This is a genomic window from Pseudoduganella sp. GW821-FHT11H04, from assembly GCF_058807935.1.
In genome coordinates this window covers 180,282-197,772 of record NZ_JBXARE010000001.1, presented here as the reverse complement: position 1 = coordinate 197,772, position 17,491 = coordinate 180,282, and the positions used below count along the sequence as shown (strand labels likewise).

The window sequence follows — 17,491 nt, the reverse complement described above, 5'->3', positions numbered from 1 at the left end:
CGACGCAGCAGAAAACGCTATAATATCCGGTGTGTTTCCGTGTCTGGTCGACCTTTTTCTGAAGGTTGGAAAGGCCGACGAAACGCCGTACGAGCGATAATTACCGGTAATTATTCATCGCAACATTGTTAATATTTTTGTTGTTATTTAAGGAAAACAAATGAAAAAATCCCTGCTGATCGCCTCCCTGCTGGCCGTTGCCCTGGCTGCTTGCTCCAAGAAAGAAGAAGCTCCAGCTCCAGTAGCTACCCCAGAAGCAGCTGCTCCAGCAGCCGCTCCTGCAGCTCCAGCAGCTGACGCTGCTGCTCCTGCTGCTGCTCCAGCCGCTGACGCTGCTGCTGCTGCCGCTACCGCTGCTTCCGCAGCTGCTGACGCTGCTTCCGCTGCTGCTTCGGCTGCTTCGGCTGCTGCTTCCGCTGCTTCCGCTGCTAAGTAATTCCTTCGCAGGGAAAAGAAACCAGCCTTCGGGCTGGTTTTTTTTCGCCTAAAGGTCTTATGCGGACATAAAAAAACCAGCCCGAAGGCTGGTTTCTATTATTTAAGGCTTTCGCCTTATTTCAGCTGTTCATGCAGCAAGGTCATGATCTTCTGACCCACCGGCGATTCTTCCGGCTTGTTTTCGTTGTTCCAAACTGAAACCTGGGTGCTATTGACCGAGTCAGAACGGACCGAGATACGGTAGCGCTGGGCTTCCTTATCCTTCTCGGAGGAACCGAAGCTGAACAGCCGGCTAAAGAAACCACGGGTATCGGTCGCATCATTGACGAAGCGTACGAAGTACACGCCGTTCACACGGTCGCGGTCTTCCACGGTGAAGCCGGCGCGGTCCAGCGCCAGGCCAACACGGCGCCAGGTGCGGTCGAAGCCTTCATCGGTACGGATGAAGCGGCCAGCGCCTTCGCCAACGATGGTGGCATGCTGCGCTTGCACAACCGCATTATCAACGGCAGTCTTGGCGCTTGCCTCGTCAGCGGTACCACCCAGCTTGGTCATCAACTTGGCCAGGAAGATCGCTTCCAGGTTCGGGTCGCTATTGCGGTTGGTCCACATGGTCGACTCGTTCTGCGCGCCGGTCACCACTTCCTTGGTGCCACGGTGGCTGACGTAGATCTCCGTGCCGCCAGCAGCATTGCGTTCGAGACGGGTGCGATACTTGTCGCGCTCGCCACTCGAGTACAGGCCGTCGAAGACCTTGCCCAGGGTGTTACGGATGAAGTCTTGCGGGATCTTCGCGCGGTTCTCGTTCCATTCGGTTTCCATCACACCCGCAGTGGCATTATCCACGGCGAGGGTGAAGCCGGACTCTTCCCAGAACGACTTAAGCTGAGGCCACAAGACTTCAGGAGTCTGCTGCACGACCAGCCAGCGCTGGTTGCCGGCGCGCTCCACGCGAACCGCACTGTTGCCGGTGCTGGCCACTTCGTTGCTGCTGACTGCAGCAGCAGGAGTACCTGGACGGGCAGCGTTGTAGCCGGATGCGGTCGCCACGCCGCGGTCGTTGCTAGGCAGCGAGTAGCGGTTGTCTTTTGACAGCTGGGTCAGGTCCGGCGGCACGTCTAGCGTGCTGGCCTTCTTGGCCGATTTGTAATCTACCTTGGTTTCGCCTACTACGGACTGGACCATGCCGCAGCCGGTCAGGCTCAGCATCAGGGCGCCAACGACGAGCCCGCGCTGCGGGGTCTGGGAAACGATCTTGCGAATAGTCATGTGAAAAAGAAGATTAGTTCAGCACACCGGATTCGCGCAGGGCAGCGCGGACGGTCTCATGATACTGCTCTGCCAGCGGCACCAGCGGCAGGCGGATACCTTTCGGCATCTTGCCCATTTCCGCCAGGGCCCACTTGACCGGTACCGGGTTCGGTTCAATGAACAGGTTCTGGTGCAGCGGGAGCAGCTGGTTGTTGATGGCAGTCGCTTTCGCGGCATCGCCAGCCATCGCAGCTACGCACAATTCGTGCATCTGGCGCGGGGCCACGTTGGCGGTCACCGAGATATTGCCTTTGCCACCGGCCATCATCAGCGCGATCGCAGTTGGATCATCGCCCGAGTATACGGCGAAGTCGGATGGCGCCCGGCGCAACAGGTCGTAGCCGCGGCCGATATTGCCCGTCGCGTCTTTAACGCCGATGATGTTCTTGATCTGGGCCAGGCGCAGGATGGTGTCGTTGCTCATGTCAGCAACGGTGCGGCCAGGCACGTTGTACAGGATGACTGGCAGGTCCACCGCTTCGGCGATCGCCTTGAAGTGCTGGTACATGCCTTCCTGGGTAGGACGGTTGTAGTAGGGAACCACTTGCAGCGAGGCGTCAGCGCCGGCGCTCTTGGCAAAGCGGGTCAGTTCAATGGCTTCCTGGGTGGAGTTGCCACCGGAGCCGGCGATCACTGGAATACGGCCAGCTACGCGCTCCACGGTCGCCTTGATCAGTGCACAGTGCTCGGCCACGTTGACAGTGGCGGACTCGCCGGTAGTACCGACGATGACGATGGCATCAGTGCCTTCGGCGATATGCCAGTCGATCAGCGCGTTCAGGCCTGGATAGTCCAGGGTGCCGTCCGCGTGCATCGGGGTTACGATTGCTACAATGCTACCCTTAATCATAGGAAACCAATTGCAATTAGAATTAAAACGACGATTGTAGAGCATACCCTGCACCCGTGGTGCATTTTGGTCGCTCAAAATGACGGCAACAGCGCCGCCTCCCTTGGAAACTCCACTTTTACGGCGCAAATCCTCTGCACCATCGCAGGTTTCGGTGTATTAACGACCCCATCCTCGAATGCGATGACACGCAAACCATGCATTCTAGCCAATTCCAATAATTCTCCAGGCTGTAACAAAAAAGCCGGATTTGATGGTTTACCGAAGGCGGCATTGCCGTCGGCAAAGGTCTCATAAATCAACATGCCGTTCGGCGCCAGGCTGCCCAGCATGTCCGCCAGCAGGGGGCGGTGCAGGTAGTTGGTGACGATGATGCCGGCAAAGCGGTCCGGACCGAAGGGCCAGCAGGCGCCCTCTTCTTCCAGGTCGATCTGGCTGGTGACGATGCCGTCGTCGGCGGTGGCGGCCAGGGCTTCGGCATCGCGGTCCACGGCGACCACGGCGTGGCCAAGGGCTGCCATCAGGCGCGAGTGGCGGCCGCTGCCGCAAGCCAGGTCCAGCACTTCGCCGCCGGGGACCAGCGTCGAGAAACGTTCTACCCAGGCCGAGGGTGGAGTAAATACATCAGCCATAACTCAATCCCATTGCTTCGCGCACATCACGCATTGTTTCTTGCGCCAGTTTGCGCGCTGTTTCATTGCCGTCTGCCACGATGGCGCGCACTAGGGACGGGTCGTCCAGGTAGGGCTGGGCGCGCTCGTGCATCGGATCCTGCTCTTTGACGATGGCGTCGATCACCGGCTGCTTGCATTCGATGCAGCCGATGCCGGCCGATTTGCAGCCCTTCTGTACCCATTCCTGGGTCGGGCCGTCCGAATACACCACGTGGAATTGCCAGACCGGGCAGCGATCCGGTTCGCCCGGGTCGGTGCGGCGCACACGCGCCGGGTCAGTCGGCATGGTGCGGACTTTCTTGGTGACCGATTCCTTGTCCTCGCGCAGGGCGATCGCGTTGCCGTAGCTCTTGGACATTTTGCGGCCATCCAGGCCTGGCAGGCGTGAGGCTTCGGTCAGCTTGGCTTGCGGTTCGACCAGGATCAGCTTGCGGGCGCCTTCCAGGTAGCCGAACAGGCGCTCGCGGTCGATCATCGACAGGTTTTGCGCGTCGTCCAGCATGGCCTTCGCCTGCTCGAGGGCGGCGTCGTCGCCTTCCTGCTGGTAGGCGGTGCGCAGTTCGTTGTATAGCTTGGCGCGCTTGCTGCCCAGCTTCTTGACGGCATCCTGCGCCTTTTCCTCGAAGCCCTTTTCTTTGCCGTACAGGTGGTTAAAGCGGCGCGCGATTTCGCGCATCATTTCCACGTGCGGCACCTGGTCGTCGCCGACCGGCACTTCGCTGGCGCGGTAGATCAGCACGTCCGCCGCTTGCAGCAGCGGGTAGCCGAGGAAGCCGTAGGTTTGCAGGTCCTTGTTGGCCAGGTTATCGATCTGGTCTTTGTAGGTTGGCACGCGTTCCAGCCAGCCGAGCGGGGTGGCCATTGACAGCAGCAGGTGCAGTTCGGCGTGTTCCGGGATTTTCGACTGGATGAATAACGTGGCCTGGGTTGGGTCGATGCCGGCTGCCAGCCAGTCCACCAGCATGTCCCAGGTGGACTTCTCGATGATGGATGGGTCGTCGTAATGTGTGGTCAGCGCGTGCCAGTCAGCTACGAAGAACAGGCAAGGCTGTTCGGCCTGCATCTTGATCCAGTTCTTCAAGGCCCCGTGGTAGTGGCCAAGGTGCATGCTGCCCGTCGGGCGCATGCCGGAGACGACGCGGTCAGGGTACATATTGTTAGCTCAAAATTGTCGGGAACGGCGCCTTGATTAACCCTATTACCAAACCGATCAAACCACCAAGCAGGACGCGGAATGGGCCGGTGTTCAGCAGCAGGATCAGGCCGATGAAAATGAATGGCCCCAGGCGTTCGATGCTGGCAAATTTGTACGCAAGGTCGCGCGGCAAAAGCGAAGTCACGATGCGGCCACCATCAAGTGGCGGTATTGGAAGCAAATTAAAAGCGCACATTACGGCATTGACGATAACGCCCGCATCGCAGACCAAATAGAAGAATTGTTCCGTCACGCCCAGCTTATAGATCACAAGCTTCAAGAACATCCAGCCAAAGCCCATCGCGAGATTGGCGGCAGGGCCAGCGGCGGCGACGAAGCCCATTTGCTTTTTTGGGTTACGCAAGCGACCGAAATCTACCGGTACAGGCTTAGCGTAACCAAACGCGATATGTGGTGGCATCCAAAGCAATAAAATTGGCAGGATGATGGTGCCAAATAGGTCGATATGCTTAATTGGATTCGGGGTCAGGCGGCCCATTTGTTCGGCTGTATTGTCGCCGAAATAGCGCGCTACATAACCGTGCGCAGCTTCATGCAGGGAAATCGCAAACAGTACGGGAATAGCGTAGACCGCGATTATGCGGATGATCTCGTCGGTATTGTTCATAACTGGGATTTTATCAGAGGGACCCGGCGTGCTTGCCGGGCGCCGGAATGGTCAGAGGCCGAGGGCGGCGCAGTCGCCGCAGCCGCGTCGGATCAGCACCGGCTCGTCGCCGGTCAGGTCCACCACGGTGGTGGGTTCGAAGCTGCAGGCGCCACCGTCGATCACCAGATCGACCTGCTTGCACAGGCGTTCCAGCACCATGTCAGGGTCGGTCAGCGGCTCGTCGTCGCCGGGCAGGATCAAGGTAGTACCCAGCAGCGGCTGGCCCAGTTCGGCCATCAGCATTTCGGTGATGGTGTTTTGCGGCACACGCAAGCCGATGGTCTTGCGCGAAGGATGCGACAGGCGGCGCGGCACTTCGCGCGTCGCCTCGAGGATGAAGGTATACGGGCCGGGAGTTACAGCCTTCATCAGGCGGAATTGCTTGTTATCGACCCGGGCGTAAGTGCTGATTTCGCTCAGGTCGCGGCACAACAGCGTCAGGTGGTGCTTCTCGTCGATGCCGCGGATGCGGCGCAGCTTCTCGACCGCCGCCTTATCGTCCAGGTGGCACACCAGCGCATAGCAGGAATCGGTCGGCAGCGCGACAATGCCGCCGCCGTGGATGATTTGCGCCGCCTGCTTGATCAGCCGCAGCTGCGGATTTTCTGGGTGTACCTGGAAGAATTGGGTCATGGTTTAGCGCAGCTGCTGCAGGGCCGCGATGCGTTCTTCAATTGGAGGATGGCTGGAGAACAGCGCGGCCCAGCCACTCGGCGAGGTGATGCCCGACGCAGCCATGCCTTGCGGCAGTTCGCCTGGATGCACGCCGCCCAGGCGCGCAAGGGCGTGCTGCATCGGCATGGAATTGCCCAGCAGGCGCGCAGAGCCGGCGTCGGCGCGGAATTCGCGCTGGCGCGAGAACCAGGCCACGATCATGGAGGCGATCAGGCCAAACACGAGTTCGCACACGAATACGGTCGCCATGTAACCGATGCCAGGGCCGCGGCGCTCTTCATCCTTGTTCAGCATATTGTCGACAATGCCGCCGACAATACGGGCCAGGAAGACCACGAAGGTATTCACCACGCCCTGGATCAGGGTCAGGGTCACCATGTCGCCGTTGGCGATGTGGGCGACTTCGTGGCCCAGCACCGCTTCCACTTCTTCCTTGTTCATGGATTGCAGCAGACCGGTGGAGACGGCGACCAGGGCGTCATTCTTGAAGGCGCCGGTGGCGAAGGCGTTGGCGTCGCCTTCATAGACGGCGACTTCAGGACGGCCGATGCCGGCTTTGTCGGCCAGTCCGTGCACGGTGGCGACCAGCCATTGCTCGGTGGAGTTAGCCGGCTGCTCGATGACGCGCGCGCCGGTGGACCATTTGGCCATTGGCTTGGACATCAGCAGGGAAATGATGGAGCCGGTAAAGCCGACGACCGCCGAGAAGGCCAGCAGGCTGCCCATGCTGGTATTGGAACCGGGACGGCCAATGCCCAGCAGCGACAGGACGATGGAAAGCACCACCATGACCGCGAGGTTGGTGGCAATGAACAGGATGATTCGTTTCATGTGGGATTCTCCGGGCAACTTTGCCGAATCTTAAAGTATGGTCGGTTGTAGGGGAATTCAAGTACCAAACCGGAAAACCAGTGTCAGACCCGCAGGGTCTGACACTTGACCAGCGGCAGCCGCGTATCAGTGTCTGACCCTGCGGGTCAGACACTGGGTTGCCGGGTTTCAGAACCAGTCATGCCAAACCGGCGTCACATTCCCCGGCAGCGGCGGCAGCAAATGAAAATCAACCCTCGCCTCCCCGGGCGCATGGAAATCCGTCCCGCGCGAAGCCAGGAAGCCGTAGCTATTCGCCAGGTTCGCATATTTCGGATACTGGTCCGGCGTATGCGACCCGGTCACCACCTCGATCGCCGTCCCGCCCAGCTCTTTGAATTCATCGAACAGCACACCTTCCTGCAACGGCGTGAACTTATAGCGCCCCGGGTGCGCAATCACCGCAATCCCGCCCGCGCCGATGATCCAGCCCACCGCATCCTGCAGCGAAGCCCAGCGATGCTCGACAAATCCCGGCTTACCCGGCGACAGGTATTTGCGGAACACTTCCGGCACCGAAGCACATAAGCCCTGCTCCACCAAAAAGCGCGCAAAGTGCGTACGCGACATCAGCGAAGGATTATCGACATAATTCAGCGCGCCTTCATAAGCACCCGGAATACCGACCATCTCCAGCTGGCGCCCGATCTCGCGGCCGCGGTTATCACGGCCAGAGCGGGTATCTTCCAGCCCTTTCAGCAATACGGGATTATTCTCATCGATCTGCAGGCCGACGATATGCACCGTCTCGTTCGCCCAGGTGATGGAAATCTCCACCCCCGAAACAAACTGCATGCCATGCAGCTGCGCAGCGGCACGCGCGGTGGCGACGCCGCCTACTTCATCATGATCAGTCAGCGCCCAGACATTCACGCCCCCCTTATGGGCATGTTCGGCCACTGCCGCCGGGGGCAGTACACCGTCGGACACATTCGAATGGCAGTGTAGGTCTACGTTCAGCATACGGATTGCAAAATTGCGAAGGTTTCATTGTACGCTGAAAGCTCAGGCCAGGAATTCCTCCAACATTTCGGCCAGCAATTCGGGCTGGTCGTGGTGCAGCATATGGCCCGCATCGGGCATCATTTTCGGCGTAACCTTGGCCAGATGGCTTAAACGGCGGTCGATTTCGGCGCGCGCCTCGTCTTTTGGCCCCATCCATAGCCACATATTGGTGTCTTCCGCCTCCACCCACAGCACGGGCGCGGTGATTTTCTTCCAGCAGGCCAGCACTTCCTCCACCCGATAGAGCGAAGGGCCTGGACGTTTATGTACCGGGTCACCGAGGATTTCCCAGCGCCCTTCCGCATTCTGTGCCGACCAGTGCGTGGCCAGGAAGGCGGCTCGTTCATCGGACAGGCGCGGGTTGGTCTTCTGCAGGCGGGCCGCGACGGCAGCCTGCGAGTCGTAGGTGCGCATTTCCGGCTCCACCAGCAGCTCGTCCAGCCACTTGCGCATGCGCGACGGCGCCTGCTCGGGCACGGTGGCCTTCAGGCCGAAGCCCTCCAGGTTGATCAGGCGGCGAATGCGCTCAGGACGCACACCTGCATACAAACTGACAACATTGCCACCCATGCTATGGCCCAGCAGGTTCACCTCACCCTCCGGCTGGTAATGGCGCAGCATGGCGTCCAGGTCGGCCACATAGTCGGGGAACCAGTAAGTATCCGTGCCATTGCGCTCGGTCAGGCCGAAACCGCGCCAGTCGGGCGCGATCACATGCCAATCACCCTTCAGGCAATCGACCACGAACTGGAAGCTGGCGCCGACGTCCATCCAGCCGTGCACCATGAAGACCTTGGGCGCGCCTTCGCGGCCCCAGTGCAGAACGTGGGTACGCTTGCCGCGCACGTCGATAAAATCGGAACGGAATGGAATCATGGTGCTTGCCTCAAAATGGAGAACCAAGATATTAGCACGACCGTGCTAAAACCTGCTTGACGTACAATAGCGCCACTTCCCTTCCCTCCTACCGGACCATCCATGACAATTTACCAGCTTGGCGAACATGCGCCAGAGATTGATGCTTCCGCTTTCGTGGCCGACAATGCTACTTTGATCGGCAAGGTGACGTTGCAGGCGAACAGCTCCGTCTGGTTCAGCGCAACCATCCGCGGCGATAACGAGCGCATCACAATCGGTGAAAACAGTAATGTGCAGGAAGGTACGGTAATGCACACCGATATGGGCTACCCGCTCACGGTAGGCAAGGACGTGACCATCGGCCACCAGGCCATGCTGCACGGCTGCACGATCGGCGACGGTTCGCTGATCGGCATCCAGGCAGTGGTGCTGAACGGCGCCAAGATCGGCAAAGGTTGCCTGGTCGGCGCCGGCGCCCTGGTCACCGAGGGCAAGGAATTTCCTGACAACTCGCTGATCGTCGGCGCGCCTGCAAAAGTGGTGCGCCAGCTGACAGCGGAAGACGTGGCGCGCCTGATCGGCAGCGCCGACAGCTATGTCAAACGTGGCCAGCTGTTCAAGTCGCAACTGAAAAAGATTGGATAAAAACAATGACGAACACCCCGGATACCCTGCAGAAGTTTGTTTTCGAAGACGCCGCTGTGCGCGGTGAGCTGATTGATATTTCCGCTACCTGGCGCGAAATCGTGGCTCGCCATCACTACCCGGTTGCCGTCAAACGCTTGCTGGGCCAAATGGTGTCGGCGGCCGCCCTGCTGTCGGCCAACCTGAAATTCAACGGTTCGCTGATCATGCAACTGCATGGTGATGGCCCGGTGCGACTGCTGGTGGTGGAATGCGATTCCGAGCTGCGCATGCGTGCGACGGCCAAGATGAATTCCGAATTCGCGATAGCGGAAGACGCGGGCTTGCAGGCGCTGGTGAATGTGCATGGCCAAGGCCGTTTCGTGATCACCCTGGATCCGGCCGAGAAGGTGCCGGGCCAGCAGCCTTACCAGGGCATCGTGCCGCTGGATGGCGATAATGTGGCGACTGTGATCGAGCATTACATGCTGCGTTCGGAGCAGCTGGATACCAAACTGTGGCTGGCGGCCGATGACAATGTGTCGCGCGGCCTGCTGCTGCAAAAGCTGCCGCTGCATGGCGGTAAGGCGGAAGCCACGGCGCAGGCGGCTGAACATTCGCAGGAAACCTGGGAGCGGGTGGTGATGCTGGGCGACACGCTGAAGGAAGCGGAGATGCTGGAGCATGGCATCGAGGAACTGCAGAAGCGCTTGTTCTGGGAAGAGACGCTGCGCGTGTTCGAGCCACTGCATCCTGAATTCCACTGCTCCTGCACGCGCGAGAAAGTGGGCAATATGCTGAAGATGCTGGGACAGCAGGAAGTGGAAGATGCGCTGTCCGAGCAAGGCAAGCTGGGCATCAACTGCGATTTCTGCGGCAAGCATTACGAATACGACGCGGTCGACTGCGCGCAGCTATTCGTCACCGACGCCCCAGCCGAAGCGCTGATTCACAGCTCGGAAGCCAAGCACTAATCATTGCCGAGCCCGTGTCACACCTTGGGGTCACACCCGAAGTGTGACACGGGCTCGGCTGTCCTGCGCATGAGGCCGTGTCACGATTGGGGTGTGACCCCAAGGTGTGACACGGACTCAGCCGCAATTTTGGAGTATCCTGATCGCCTCATCTTTACCCAGGATCCCCAATGCTGCCTACCCGCCTATCCACCGCGGTTCTCACTGCCAGCCTGCTGGCCTCCCCTCTCGCTTTCACCCCGGCCCTGGCAGCACCGGCCACTAGCCAAAAAGCCACCCAAGCCAGCCGCCAACTCGCGCAACTCGCCAACGACTTCCACGTCTCCCGCGCGCATTTCGACCCGCTGCTGTTCGCAACCGCCAACGGCGATCCGCGCTACAACGACCAGATCGGCATGGCCATTTCGCCATCCGTGCGCTCCAAGCAGTTCGCCACCTACCGCCAGATGCAGAAGCGCCTCGCGAAAATCCCGCGCGGGCAATTGGCGCAGCAAGACCAGATGACGCTGGACCTGCTGGCTTATGAGCTGGACGCCGCCCTGGCGCTGGCCCCGTTCCCCGAGCACCTGCTGCCGCTGAACCACTTCGACAACATCCCAAGCACCCTGGCCAACTACGCCGGCGGTACCGGCTCGCAGCCGCTTGGCACCGTCAAGCAATACCAGGACTATCTGAGCCGCGTGCGCCAGCTGGCGCCGTGGATCGACCAGGCCATCGCCAATATGCGCGAAGGCATCAAGCAAGGTGTGGTGCAGCCAAAGCCGATCACCCAGGCGATGCTGCCGCAAATGGCCGCCCTGCGCAGCAAGACCGCTGAGGCCAGCATCTACTATTCGCCGATCACCCGCATGCCGGCTTCGTTCAGCGACGCCGACAAGCAGCGACTGAGCCGCGATTACCGAGCCGCTGTGGAAAAACTCAACCCAGCGCTGGAACGCCTGGTGAAATTCCTCGAATCCGATTACCTGGCAGCCAGCCGTGACAGCACCGGCTGGAGTGCCCTGCCAAACGGCGCCGCATGGTACAAGGCCCGCATCAACGACAGCACGAACCTGCCGCTGACGCCGCAGGAAGTCCACGACCTGGGCCTGAAAGAAGTCGCCCGCATCAGCGGCCAGATGCAAGGCCTGATGGGCAAGCTGGGTTACACCGGCCCGGCGCAAGCCTTCCCGCAATGGGTGCGCGACCAGCAGCAGTTCAAGCCCTTCACCTCCGAAGCCGAAGTGCTGGCCGAGTACCGCAAGATCTACAACGTCGTGCAGACCAAGCTGCCGGCCTATTTCAGCCTAGTGCCAAAATCGAAACTGGTGGTGGACCTGGAGCCTGAGCTGACGCGCGCCACCGCCTCCGACCATTACACCCCGCCAGCCGCCGACGGCTCGCACCCAGGCGTGTTCTGGGCCGTGGTCAACGATCCTAAAGACTACAGCCGCACCGGCATGGCCAGCCTGCTGCTGCACGAAGGCGTGCCGGGCCACCACTTCCACGCCGCGCTGCTGAAGGAAATGCCGCTGCCTGACTTCCGCATGTTCAGCACCGAAAACCAGAACAACGCCGCCTACACCGAAGGCTGGGCGCTGTATTCTGAAACGCTGGGCAAGGACTTCGGCCTGTATGACGATCCGGTCTGGTACTACGGGCACCTGAACGCGGAAATGCTGCGCGCGGTGCGCCTGGTGGTGGACACTGGCATGCACTCGCTGGGCTGGAGCCGCGAAAAAGCCATTGCCTACATGGTGGAAACGCTGGGCGTATCGGAAGCGCGCGCCAAGAACCAGATCGAGCGCTATATGGTCTGGCCGGCACAGGCCCTGAGCTACAAGGTGGGTTCGCTGAAGATCCTGGAACTGCGCGACAAGGCGCAGAAAGCATTGGGCAGCAAATTCAGCTACCCGGCATTCCACGCGGTGATCCTGGGCGACGGCACTCTGCCGCTGCCAATCCTGGAACAGCGGGTCAATGCCTGGATCGCAGGCCAGAGTATGTAATTACTTTGATTCGGCGGGGGCCGGCTTAGCCTGGTCCTTGCCGAGGATTTGAACGTAGATTTCGTTCTGCTTGATCATGCTCAGCTCAAAGCGGGCACGTTCTTCGACGGCGCCGGTGCCGTCCTTGAGGTCATTCACTTCAGACGCCAGCTTGGCGTTACGCTGGCGCAGGCCTTCATTCTTTTCCTGCGCCGCCGCAACTTCCTTCTCCAGCTCCCCTACGCGCAGCCAGCCGCCCTTCCCCAGCCAAAGCGGGTATTGGATCAGCAACAGCAAGAGGGCAAGAGCAACAGTAATCAGGCGCATTGGGTCAAAACTGAACCGGCCGGGAAGACCCGGCCGGGGGTACACAATTACTTCAGATTATAGAACGCATCGCGGCCTGGGTAGGAAGCGATATCGCCCAGATCTTCTTCAATGCGCAGCAGCTGGTTGTACTTGGCCATGCGGTCCGAACGGGACATGGAGCCAGTCTTGATCTGCAGCGCGTTGGTGCCAACAGCGATATCGGCGATGGTCGAATCTTCGGTTTCGCCGGAACGGTGCGAGATCACGGCGGTGTAGCCGGCGCGCTTTGCCATTTCGATTGCTGCGAAGGTTTCGGTCAGGGTGCCGATCTGGTTGATCTTGATCAGGATCGAGTTGGCGATGTCCTTCTGGATGCCTTCTTTCAGGATCTTGGTGTTGGTGACGAACAGGTCGTCGCCAACCAGCTGGACTTTCTTGCCCAGGGCTTGGGTCAGGTGCGCCCAACCGGCCCAGTCGCCTTCGTGCATCGCGTCTTCGATCGAGATGATCGGGTACTTGTCGCACCAGGTAGCCAGCAAGTTGGTGAATTCTTCAGCCGACAGGACCATGCCTTCGCCTTCCAGGTGGTACTTGCCGTCCTTGTAGAACTCGGAAGCCGCGCAATCCAGGCCGATGGCGATCTGGGTGCCTGGCTCGTAGCCGGCTTCTTCGATTGCTTGCATGATCAGCTTGATCGCGTCTTCGTGCGAAGCCAGCGAAGGAGCGAAGCCGCCTTCGTCGCCCACGGCGGTGTTCATGCCCTTCTTGTGCAGGATCTTCTTCAGGGTGTGGAACACTTCGGCGCCGAAACGGATCGCTTCCTTGAAGGACGGTGCGCCCACTGGAATGATCATGAATTCCTGGATGTCCAGGTTGTTGTCGGCGTGCGCGCCGCCGTTGATGACGTTCATCATCGGCACTGGCATTTGCATTGCGCCGGAGCCGCCGAAGTAGCGGTACAGCGGCAGGCCGGCTTCTTCAGCAGCGGCTTTGGCGACGGCCATCGACACTGCCAGCATGGCGTTGGCGCCCAGGCGGGACTTGTTCTCGGTGCCGTCCAGTTCGATCAGGGTACGGTCCAGGAAAGCCTGTTCATTGGCGTCCAGGCCCATGATGGCTTCCGAAATTTCGGTATTGATGTTTTCGCAGGCTTTCAGCACGCCTTTGCCGAAGTAGCGCTTGGCATCGCCGTCGCGCAGTTCGATCGCTTCGCGCGAACCGGTGGATGCGCCGGACGGCACTGCGGCACGGCCCATGACGCCGGATTCCAGCAGGACGTCGCATTCCACGGTCGGATTGCCGCGCGAGTCGATTACTTCACGACCGATGATGTCAACGATTGCACTCATGTGTTTTCTCCAAAGTTAAAGCGAATATCTGGGGCAAAATTGCTGCAAGGATAACAGACAGAACCAAAAAAAGGCCGCAAGTAAAGCGGCCCTTGGTATATGAATCAGTTGAAGTCAGATTCGAGGAAACCTGCCTTTTTGGTGACGCGGTCCAGATCGATCAGAACGGACAGCAGTTCTTTCATGCGGCCGAGCGGCACGGCATTTGGGCCGTCCGACAGCGCTTGTGCAGGAACCGGGTGGGTTTCCATGAACAGGCCGGCTACACCTACAGCCACGGCAGCGCGCGACAGCACAGGCACCATGTCGCGCATACCGCCCGACGAGCCGCCCTGGCCGCCCGGCAGCTGCACCGAGTGGGTTGCGTCGAACACCACCGGTGCGCCGGTTTCGCGCATGATGGCCAGCGAACGCATGTCCGACACCAGGTTGTTGTAGCCGAAGGAAGCGCCACGCTCGCAAGCCATGAAGTTGTCTTCATTCAGGCCCTTGGCCTTGGCGGCGGCGCGTGCCTTGTCGATCACGTTCTTCATCTCGTGCGGCGACAGGAACTGGCCCTTCTTGATATTGACCGGCAGGCCGGATTCGGCGCAGGCGGTGATGAAGTCGGTTTGGCGGCACAGGAAGGCCGGGGTCTGGATCACGTCGACCACGGACGACACGGCGGCGATTTCTTCCACGGTGTGTACATCGGTCAGCACAGGCACTTCCAGCTCGCGCTTGACGTCGCCCAGGATTTCCAGGCCCTTTTCCATGCCCGGACCGCGGTAAGAGGTACCGGAGGTGCGGTTAGCCTTGTCGAAGGACGACTTGTAGATGAACGGGATGCCCAGTTCAGCGGTCATTTCCTTCAGCGCGCCGGCGGTGTCGAACGCCATCTGGCGCGACTCGATCACGCAGGTGCCTGCGATCAGGAAGAACGGTTTGTCCAGGCCTACATCAAATCCAGTCAGCTTCATGCTGCATTCTCCAGACGGGTGCCGGCCGCTTTATGCGCCAGGGCTGCCTTAATAAACGACGTGAACAGCGGATGGCCGTCACGCGGGGTCGATTTGAATTCAGGGTGATACTGCACGCCCATATACCATGGGTGCGAATTGGTGCCGGTGCGCGGCAGTTCCATGATTTCGCACAGGTTCTCGTTCGGGGTGCGCGCTGCCACCACCAGGCCGGCGTCTTCAACGCGGGCCAGGTAATGGTTGTTCGCTTCGTAGCGGTGACGGTGACGCTCGGTGACTACGCTGCCGTAGATCTCGGAAGCCAGGGTGCCAGGCTTCACTTCGCAGGTCTGCGCGCCCAGGCGCATGGTGCCGCCCAGGTCGGAGTTGGCGTCGCGCTTCTCGATCTTGCCGTCTTCGTTCTGCCATTCGTCAATCAGGGCGACCAGCGGCTGCTCGGTGTCCGGCTCGAACTCGGTGGAGTTGGCCTTGGTGAAGCCGGCCATGTGGCGCGCGTATTCGATCAGCGCAACCTGCATGCCCAGGCAGATGCCCAGGTAAGGAACCTTGGATTCACGGGCGAATTGCGCCGCCTTGATCTTGCCCTCAACTCCGCGCTTGCCGAAGCCGCCCGGCACCAGGATCGCATCGAACTTTTCCAGTTCGGCGGTGCCCTTGGTCTCTATCTCTTCGGAGTCGATGTACTCGATGTTCACGCGCGACTCGGTGTGCAGGCCGGCGTGGCGCAGCGCTTCGGTCAGCGACTTGTAGGATTCGGTCAGTTCGACGTACTTGCCCACCATGCCGATCGACACTTCCGCCTTCGGGTTTTCCAGGTTGTGGATCAGCTTTGCCCACATGGACAGGTCGGCCGGCGCCGGGTTCAGGTCCAGCGCTTCGCAGATGATCGCGTCCAGGCCCTGGTCGTGCAGCATTTGCGGCACTTTGTAGATGGTGTCCACGTCCCACACCGAGATCACGGCGCGTTCTTCGATGTTCGAGAACAGGGAGATCTTCGCCACTTCGTCTTCAGGGATCTTGCGGTCGGCGCGGCACAGCAGCGCGTTCGGGGAAATACCGATTTCGCGCAGCTTCTGTACCGAGTGCTGGGTAGGCTTGGTTTTCAGTTCGCCGGCCGATGCGATGTACGGCACCAGGGTCAGGTGAACGAAAGCGCAGTTCTTGCGGCCAGCGCGCAGCGACAGCTGGCGGGCGGCTTCGAGGAATGGCAGCGATTCGATATCGCCAACGGTGCCGCCGATTTCGCACAGGGCGACATCGTAGCCTTCCGCGCCACGGCGGATGTAATCCTGGATTTCATTGGTGATGTGCGGGATCACCTGCACGGTCTTGCCCAGGTACTCGCCGCGGCGTTCCTTGCGGATCACGGATTCATAAATCTGGCCGGTGGTGAAGTTGTTCACCTTGCGCATGCGGGTGGAGATGAAACGTTCGTAGTGACCCAGGTCCAGGTCGGTCTCAGCGCCGTCGTCGGTAACGAAAACTTCACCGTGCTGCATTGGGCTCATGGTGCCTGGATCCACGTTGATGTACGGGTCCAGTTTGAGCATGGTGACTTTGAGGCCACGCGATTCGAGGATCGCGGCGAGGGAGGCGGCGGCAATCCCTTTACCAAGGGACGACACAACGCCACCAGTGACGAAGACAAATTTGGTCATTGCGAGATCGGGCGCCGGATAGGCGCGCAGCGGGAAATTGAAATTATAGCTCATTTTGGGGCCTAATGCGTGCGGCACCGAACAGACCCCCGCCCCGCCAAGCCGCAACAATGACTTTATTTCAACAGGAGGCCACCATGAGTCTGGATCGCGACGAATATGGCAACTATGTCGACACTGGCCACCAGGGTCCTGGCCCTCGCCTGATGGGCGCGGACACCTTGATTGGCGACCATGTCCACAACCTGCAGAACGAACATTTGGGCACGATCAAGGAGATCATGCTCGATATGCAGACCGGGCACATCGCCTATGTGGTGATGGCCTCCGGCGGGGTGCTGGGCATCGGCGAAAAACTGTTTGCGGTGCCGTTCGAGGCGCTGTCGCTGGATACCGCCAACCACCGCATGACGCTGAATATCGAGAAAGAGCGCATTGAGCAGGCGCCAGGCTTCGACAAGAGCCATTGGCCGGATATGGCCAATGAGAGCTGGGCCACGGAGCTGCACAACTTCTACGGCACCAGCGGCGTCACCAGCGGCCCGAGCCACCTGGACCAGAGTTCGCGCTAAGCCTGCGCCAGGTCGAGCCGCATCGGGATGAAACGGATCCCGTGCATTTCCGCCAGCGGTCCGGTAGCCGTGAAGCCGAGGTGGCGGTACATGCTCTCCGCGAAGACTGAGGAATTCACGGTGAAGCTGCCCGGGTTGCCACGCGCCAGCGCCGCGTCCCGGGCCACAAGCCACAGCAACCTGCCCACGCCCTGCCCGTGCCAGGCCGCCCCCACATAAAGACTGAACAAATGCGTGTTGTCGCGCACCGCGACCACGCCCGCCAGCACCTCGCTGTCAAAGGCCAACTGATAGCTGTAGTTCTCGTCTTGCAGGTTGCGGCGGATGATATCAGGCGTCAGCGATATCAGGAATTCCTCCGCCCCGCTTCCGTCCGGCTCGATCGTGAGGTAAGGCTGCAGCGATAGGATCAGCGCACTGATCGCCGAAGCGTCATCAGCCGTCCCCGGGCGCAAGTTGAAATGATTTTCCATCCAACCATTTTATCTGGCCTTGCTGGGAAAGTTGCGGCGCGCCGACAACTCGCGGTGCGG

19 protein-coding genes are annotated in these 17,491 nt (G+C 60.3%); 5 read left to right on the top strand and 14 right to left on the bottom strand.

The features are described from left to right. The first annotated feature begins 160 nt into the window (after positions 1 to 160). On the top strand, positions 161 to 436 hold the full coding sequence (locus AC1RTP_RS00935; protein WP_498604096.1) for a hypothetical protein: 276 nt from the start codon (positions 161 to 163) through the stop codon (positions 434 to 436). A 116-nt stretch (positions 437 to 552) separates the two neighbouring features. Here the strand turns inward: AC1RTP_RS00935 and bamC are convergent, their stop codons facing one another. The 9 genes from bamC to AC1RTP_RS00890 all read right to left on the bottom strand — a co-directional run bounded on the left by bamC (position 553) and on the right by AC1RTP_RS00890 (position 8,564). Further along, complete coding sequence (gene bamC, locus AC1RTP_RS00930; protein WP_498604095.1) at positions 553 to 1,707, bottom strand: NlpB/DapX family lipoprotein; 1,155 nt, start codon at positions 1,705 to 1,707, stop codon at positions 553 to 555. Between the two features lie 13 nt (positions 1,708 to 1,720). Continuing rightward, positions 1,721 to 2,599: a 4-hydroxy-tetrahydrodipicolinate synthase gene (dapA, locus tag AC1RTP_RS00925; protein WP_498604094.1), complete on the bottom strand. Its 879-nt coding sequence runs from the start codon at positions 2,597 to 2,599 to the stop codon at positions 1,721 to 1,723. Positions 2,600 to 2,673: 74 nt separating this feature from the next. Further along, on the bottom strand, positions 2,674 to 3,231 hold the full coding sequence (locus tag AC1RTP_RS00920) for a class I SAM-dependent methyltransferase (protein ID WP_498604092.1): 558 nt from the start codon (positions 3,229 to 3,231) through the stop codon (positions 2,674 to 2,676). Beyond that, positions 3,224 to 4,426, bottom strand: a complete 1,203-nt coding sequence (locus AC1RTP_RS00915; protein ID WP_498604091.1) for a tryptophan--tRNA ligase — start codon at positions 4,424 to 4,426, stop codon at positions 3,224 to 3,226. Before AC1RTP_RS00915 ends, AC1RTP_RS00920 begins: the two co-directional genes overlap by 8 nt. 4 nt (positions 4,427 to 4,430) lie before the next feature. After that, on the bottom strand, positions 4,431 to 5,096 hold the full coding sequence (locus AC1RTP_RS00910; RefSeq protein ID WP_498604090.1) for a site-2 protease family protein: 666 nt from the start codon (positions 5,094 to 5,096) through the stop codon (positions 4,431 to 4,433). 51 nt (positions 5,097 to 5,147) lie between these two features. After that, positions 5,148 to 5,771 carry an L-threonylcarbamoyladenylate synthase gene (locus tag AC1RTP_RS00905; protein WP_498604089.1) on the bottom strand — a complete coding sequence of 208 codons (624 nt, stop codon included), beginning with the start codon at positions 5,769 to 5,771 and terminating at the stop codon, positions 5,148 to 5,150. 3 nt (positions 5,772 to 5,774) lie between these two features. Further along, entirely contained in the window at positions 5,775 to 6,644 is an 870-nt protein-coding gene (gene htpX / locus AC1RTP_RS00900; RefSeq protein ID WP_498604088.1) for a protease HtpX, read from the bottom strand. A 168-nt stretch (positions 6,645 to 6,812) separates the two neighbouring features. Further along, positions 6,813 to 7,646: a 3',5'-nucleoside bisphosphate phosphatase gene (locus AC1RTP_RS00895; protein ID WP_498604086.1), complete on the bottom strand. Its 834-nt coding sequence runs from the start codon at positions 7,644 to 7,646 to the stop codon at positions 6,813 to 6,815. Positions 7,647 to 7,688: 42 nt separating this feature from the next. After that, positions 7,689 to 8,564, bottom strand: coding sequence for an alpha/beta fold hydrolase (locus AC1RTP_RS00890; protein ID WP_498604085.1), 876 nt, complete (start codon positions 8,562 to 8,564; stop codon positions 7,689 to 7,691). 102 nt (positions 8,565 to 8,666) lie between these two features. Here AC1RTP_RS00890 and AC1RTP_RS00885 point away from each other — a divergent pair, with 102 nt between their 5' ends. The 3 genes from AC1RTP_RS00885 to AC1RTP_RS00875 all read left to right on the top strand — a co-directional run bounded on the left by AC1RTP_RS00885 (position 8,667) and on the right by AC1RTP_RS00875 (position 12,132). Continuing rightward, on the top strand, positions 8,667 to 9,191 hold the full coding sequence (locus AC1RTP_RS00885; protein WP_498604084.1) for a gamma carbonic anhydrase family protein: 525 nt from the start codon (positions 8,667 to 8,669) through the stop codon (positions 9,189 to 9,191). Positions 9,192 to 9,196: 5 nt separating this feature from the next. Beyond that, a complete protein-coding gene (hslO, locus tag AC1RTP_RS00880; protein ID WP_498604082.1) occupies positions 9,197 to 10,144 on the top strand; it encodes an Hsp33 family molecular chaperone HslO in 948 nt (315 codons plus the stop codon). Positions 10,145 to 10,314: 170 nt separating this feature from the next. Continuing rightward, positions 10,315 to 12,132 carry a DUF885 domain-containing protein gene (locus AC1RTP_RS00875; RefSeq protein WP_498604081.1) on the top strand — a complete coding sequence of 606 codons (1,818 nt, stop codon included), beginning with the start codon at positions 10,315 to 10,317 and terminating at the stop codon, positions 12,130 to 12,132. On the opposite strand, the gene ftsB is transcribed toward AC1RTP_RS00875, so the two are convergent. The 4 genes from ftsB to pyrG form a co-directional block, all read right to left on the bottom strand. After that, a complete protein-coding gene (ftsB, locus tag AC1RTP_RS00870; RefSeq protein ID WP_498604080.1) occupies positions 12,133 to 12,438 on the bottom strand; it encodes a cell division protein FtsB in 306 nt (101 codons plus the stop codon). 47 nt (positions 12,439 to 12,485) lie between these two features. Continuing rightward, positions 12,486 to 13,769, bottom strand: a complete 1,284-nt coding sequence (eno, locus tag AC1RTP_RS00865) for a phosphopyruvate hydratase (RefSeq protein WP_498604079.1) — start codon at positions 13,767 to 13,769, stop codon at positions 12,486 to 12,488. A gap of 104 nt (positions 13,770 to 13,873) precedes the next feature. Next, positions 13,874 to 14,728, bottom strand: coding sequence for a 3-deoxy-8-phosphooctulonate synthase (kdsA, locus tag AC1RTP_RS00860; protein ID WP_498604078.1), 855 nt, complete (start codon positions 14,726 to 14,728; stop codon positions 13,874 to 13,876). Then, entirely contained in the window at positions 14,725 to 16,386 is a 1,662-nt protein-coding gene (gene pyrG, locus AC1RTP_RS00855; RefSeq protein WP_498604873.1) for a CTP synthase, read from the bottom strand. The genes kdsA and pyrG overlap by 4 nt, the downstream gene beginning before the upstream one ends. A gap of 137 nt (positions 16,387 to 16,523) precedes the next feature. On the opposite strand from pyrG, the gene AC1RTP_RS00850 reads away from it, so the two are divergent. Beyond that, a complete protein-coding gene (locus tag AC1RTP_RS00850; protein WP_498604076.1) occupies positions 16,524 to 16,958 on the top strand; it encodes a PRC-barrel domain-containing protein in 435 nt (144 codons plus the stop codon). Here the strand turns inward: AC1RTP_RS00850 and AC1RTP_RS00845 are convergent. Beyond that, positions 16,955 to 17,431 carry a GNAT family N-acetyltransferase gene (locus AC1RTP_RS00845; protein WP_498604075.1) on the bottom strand — a complete coding sequence of 159 codons (477 nt, stop codon included), beginning with the start codon at positions 17,429 to 17,431 and terminating at the stop codon, positions 16,955 to 16,957. The genes AC1RTP_RS00850 and AC1RTP_RS00845 overlap by 4 nt on opposite strands. Positions 17,432 to 17,491 lie beyond the last annotated feature (60 nt).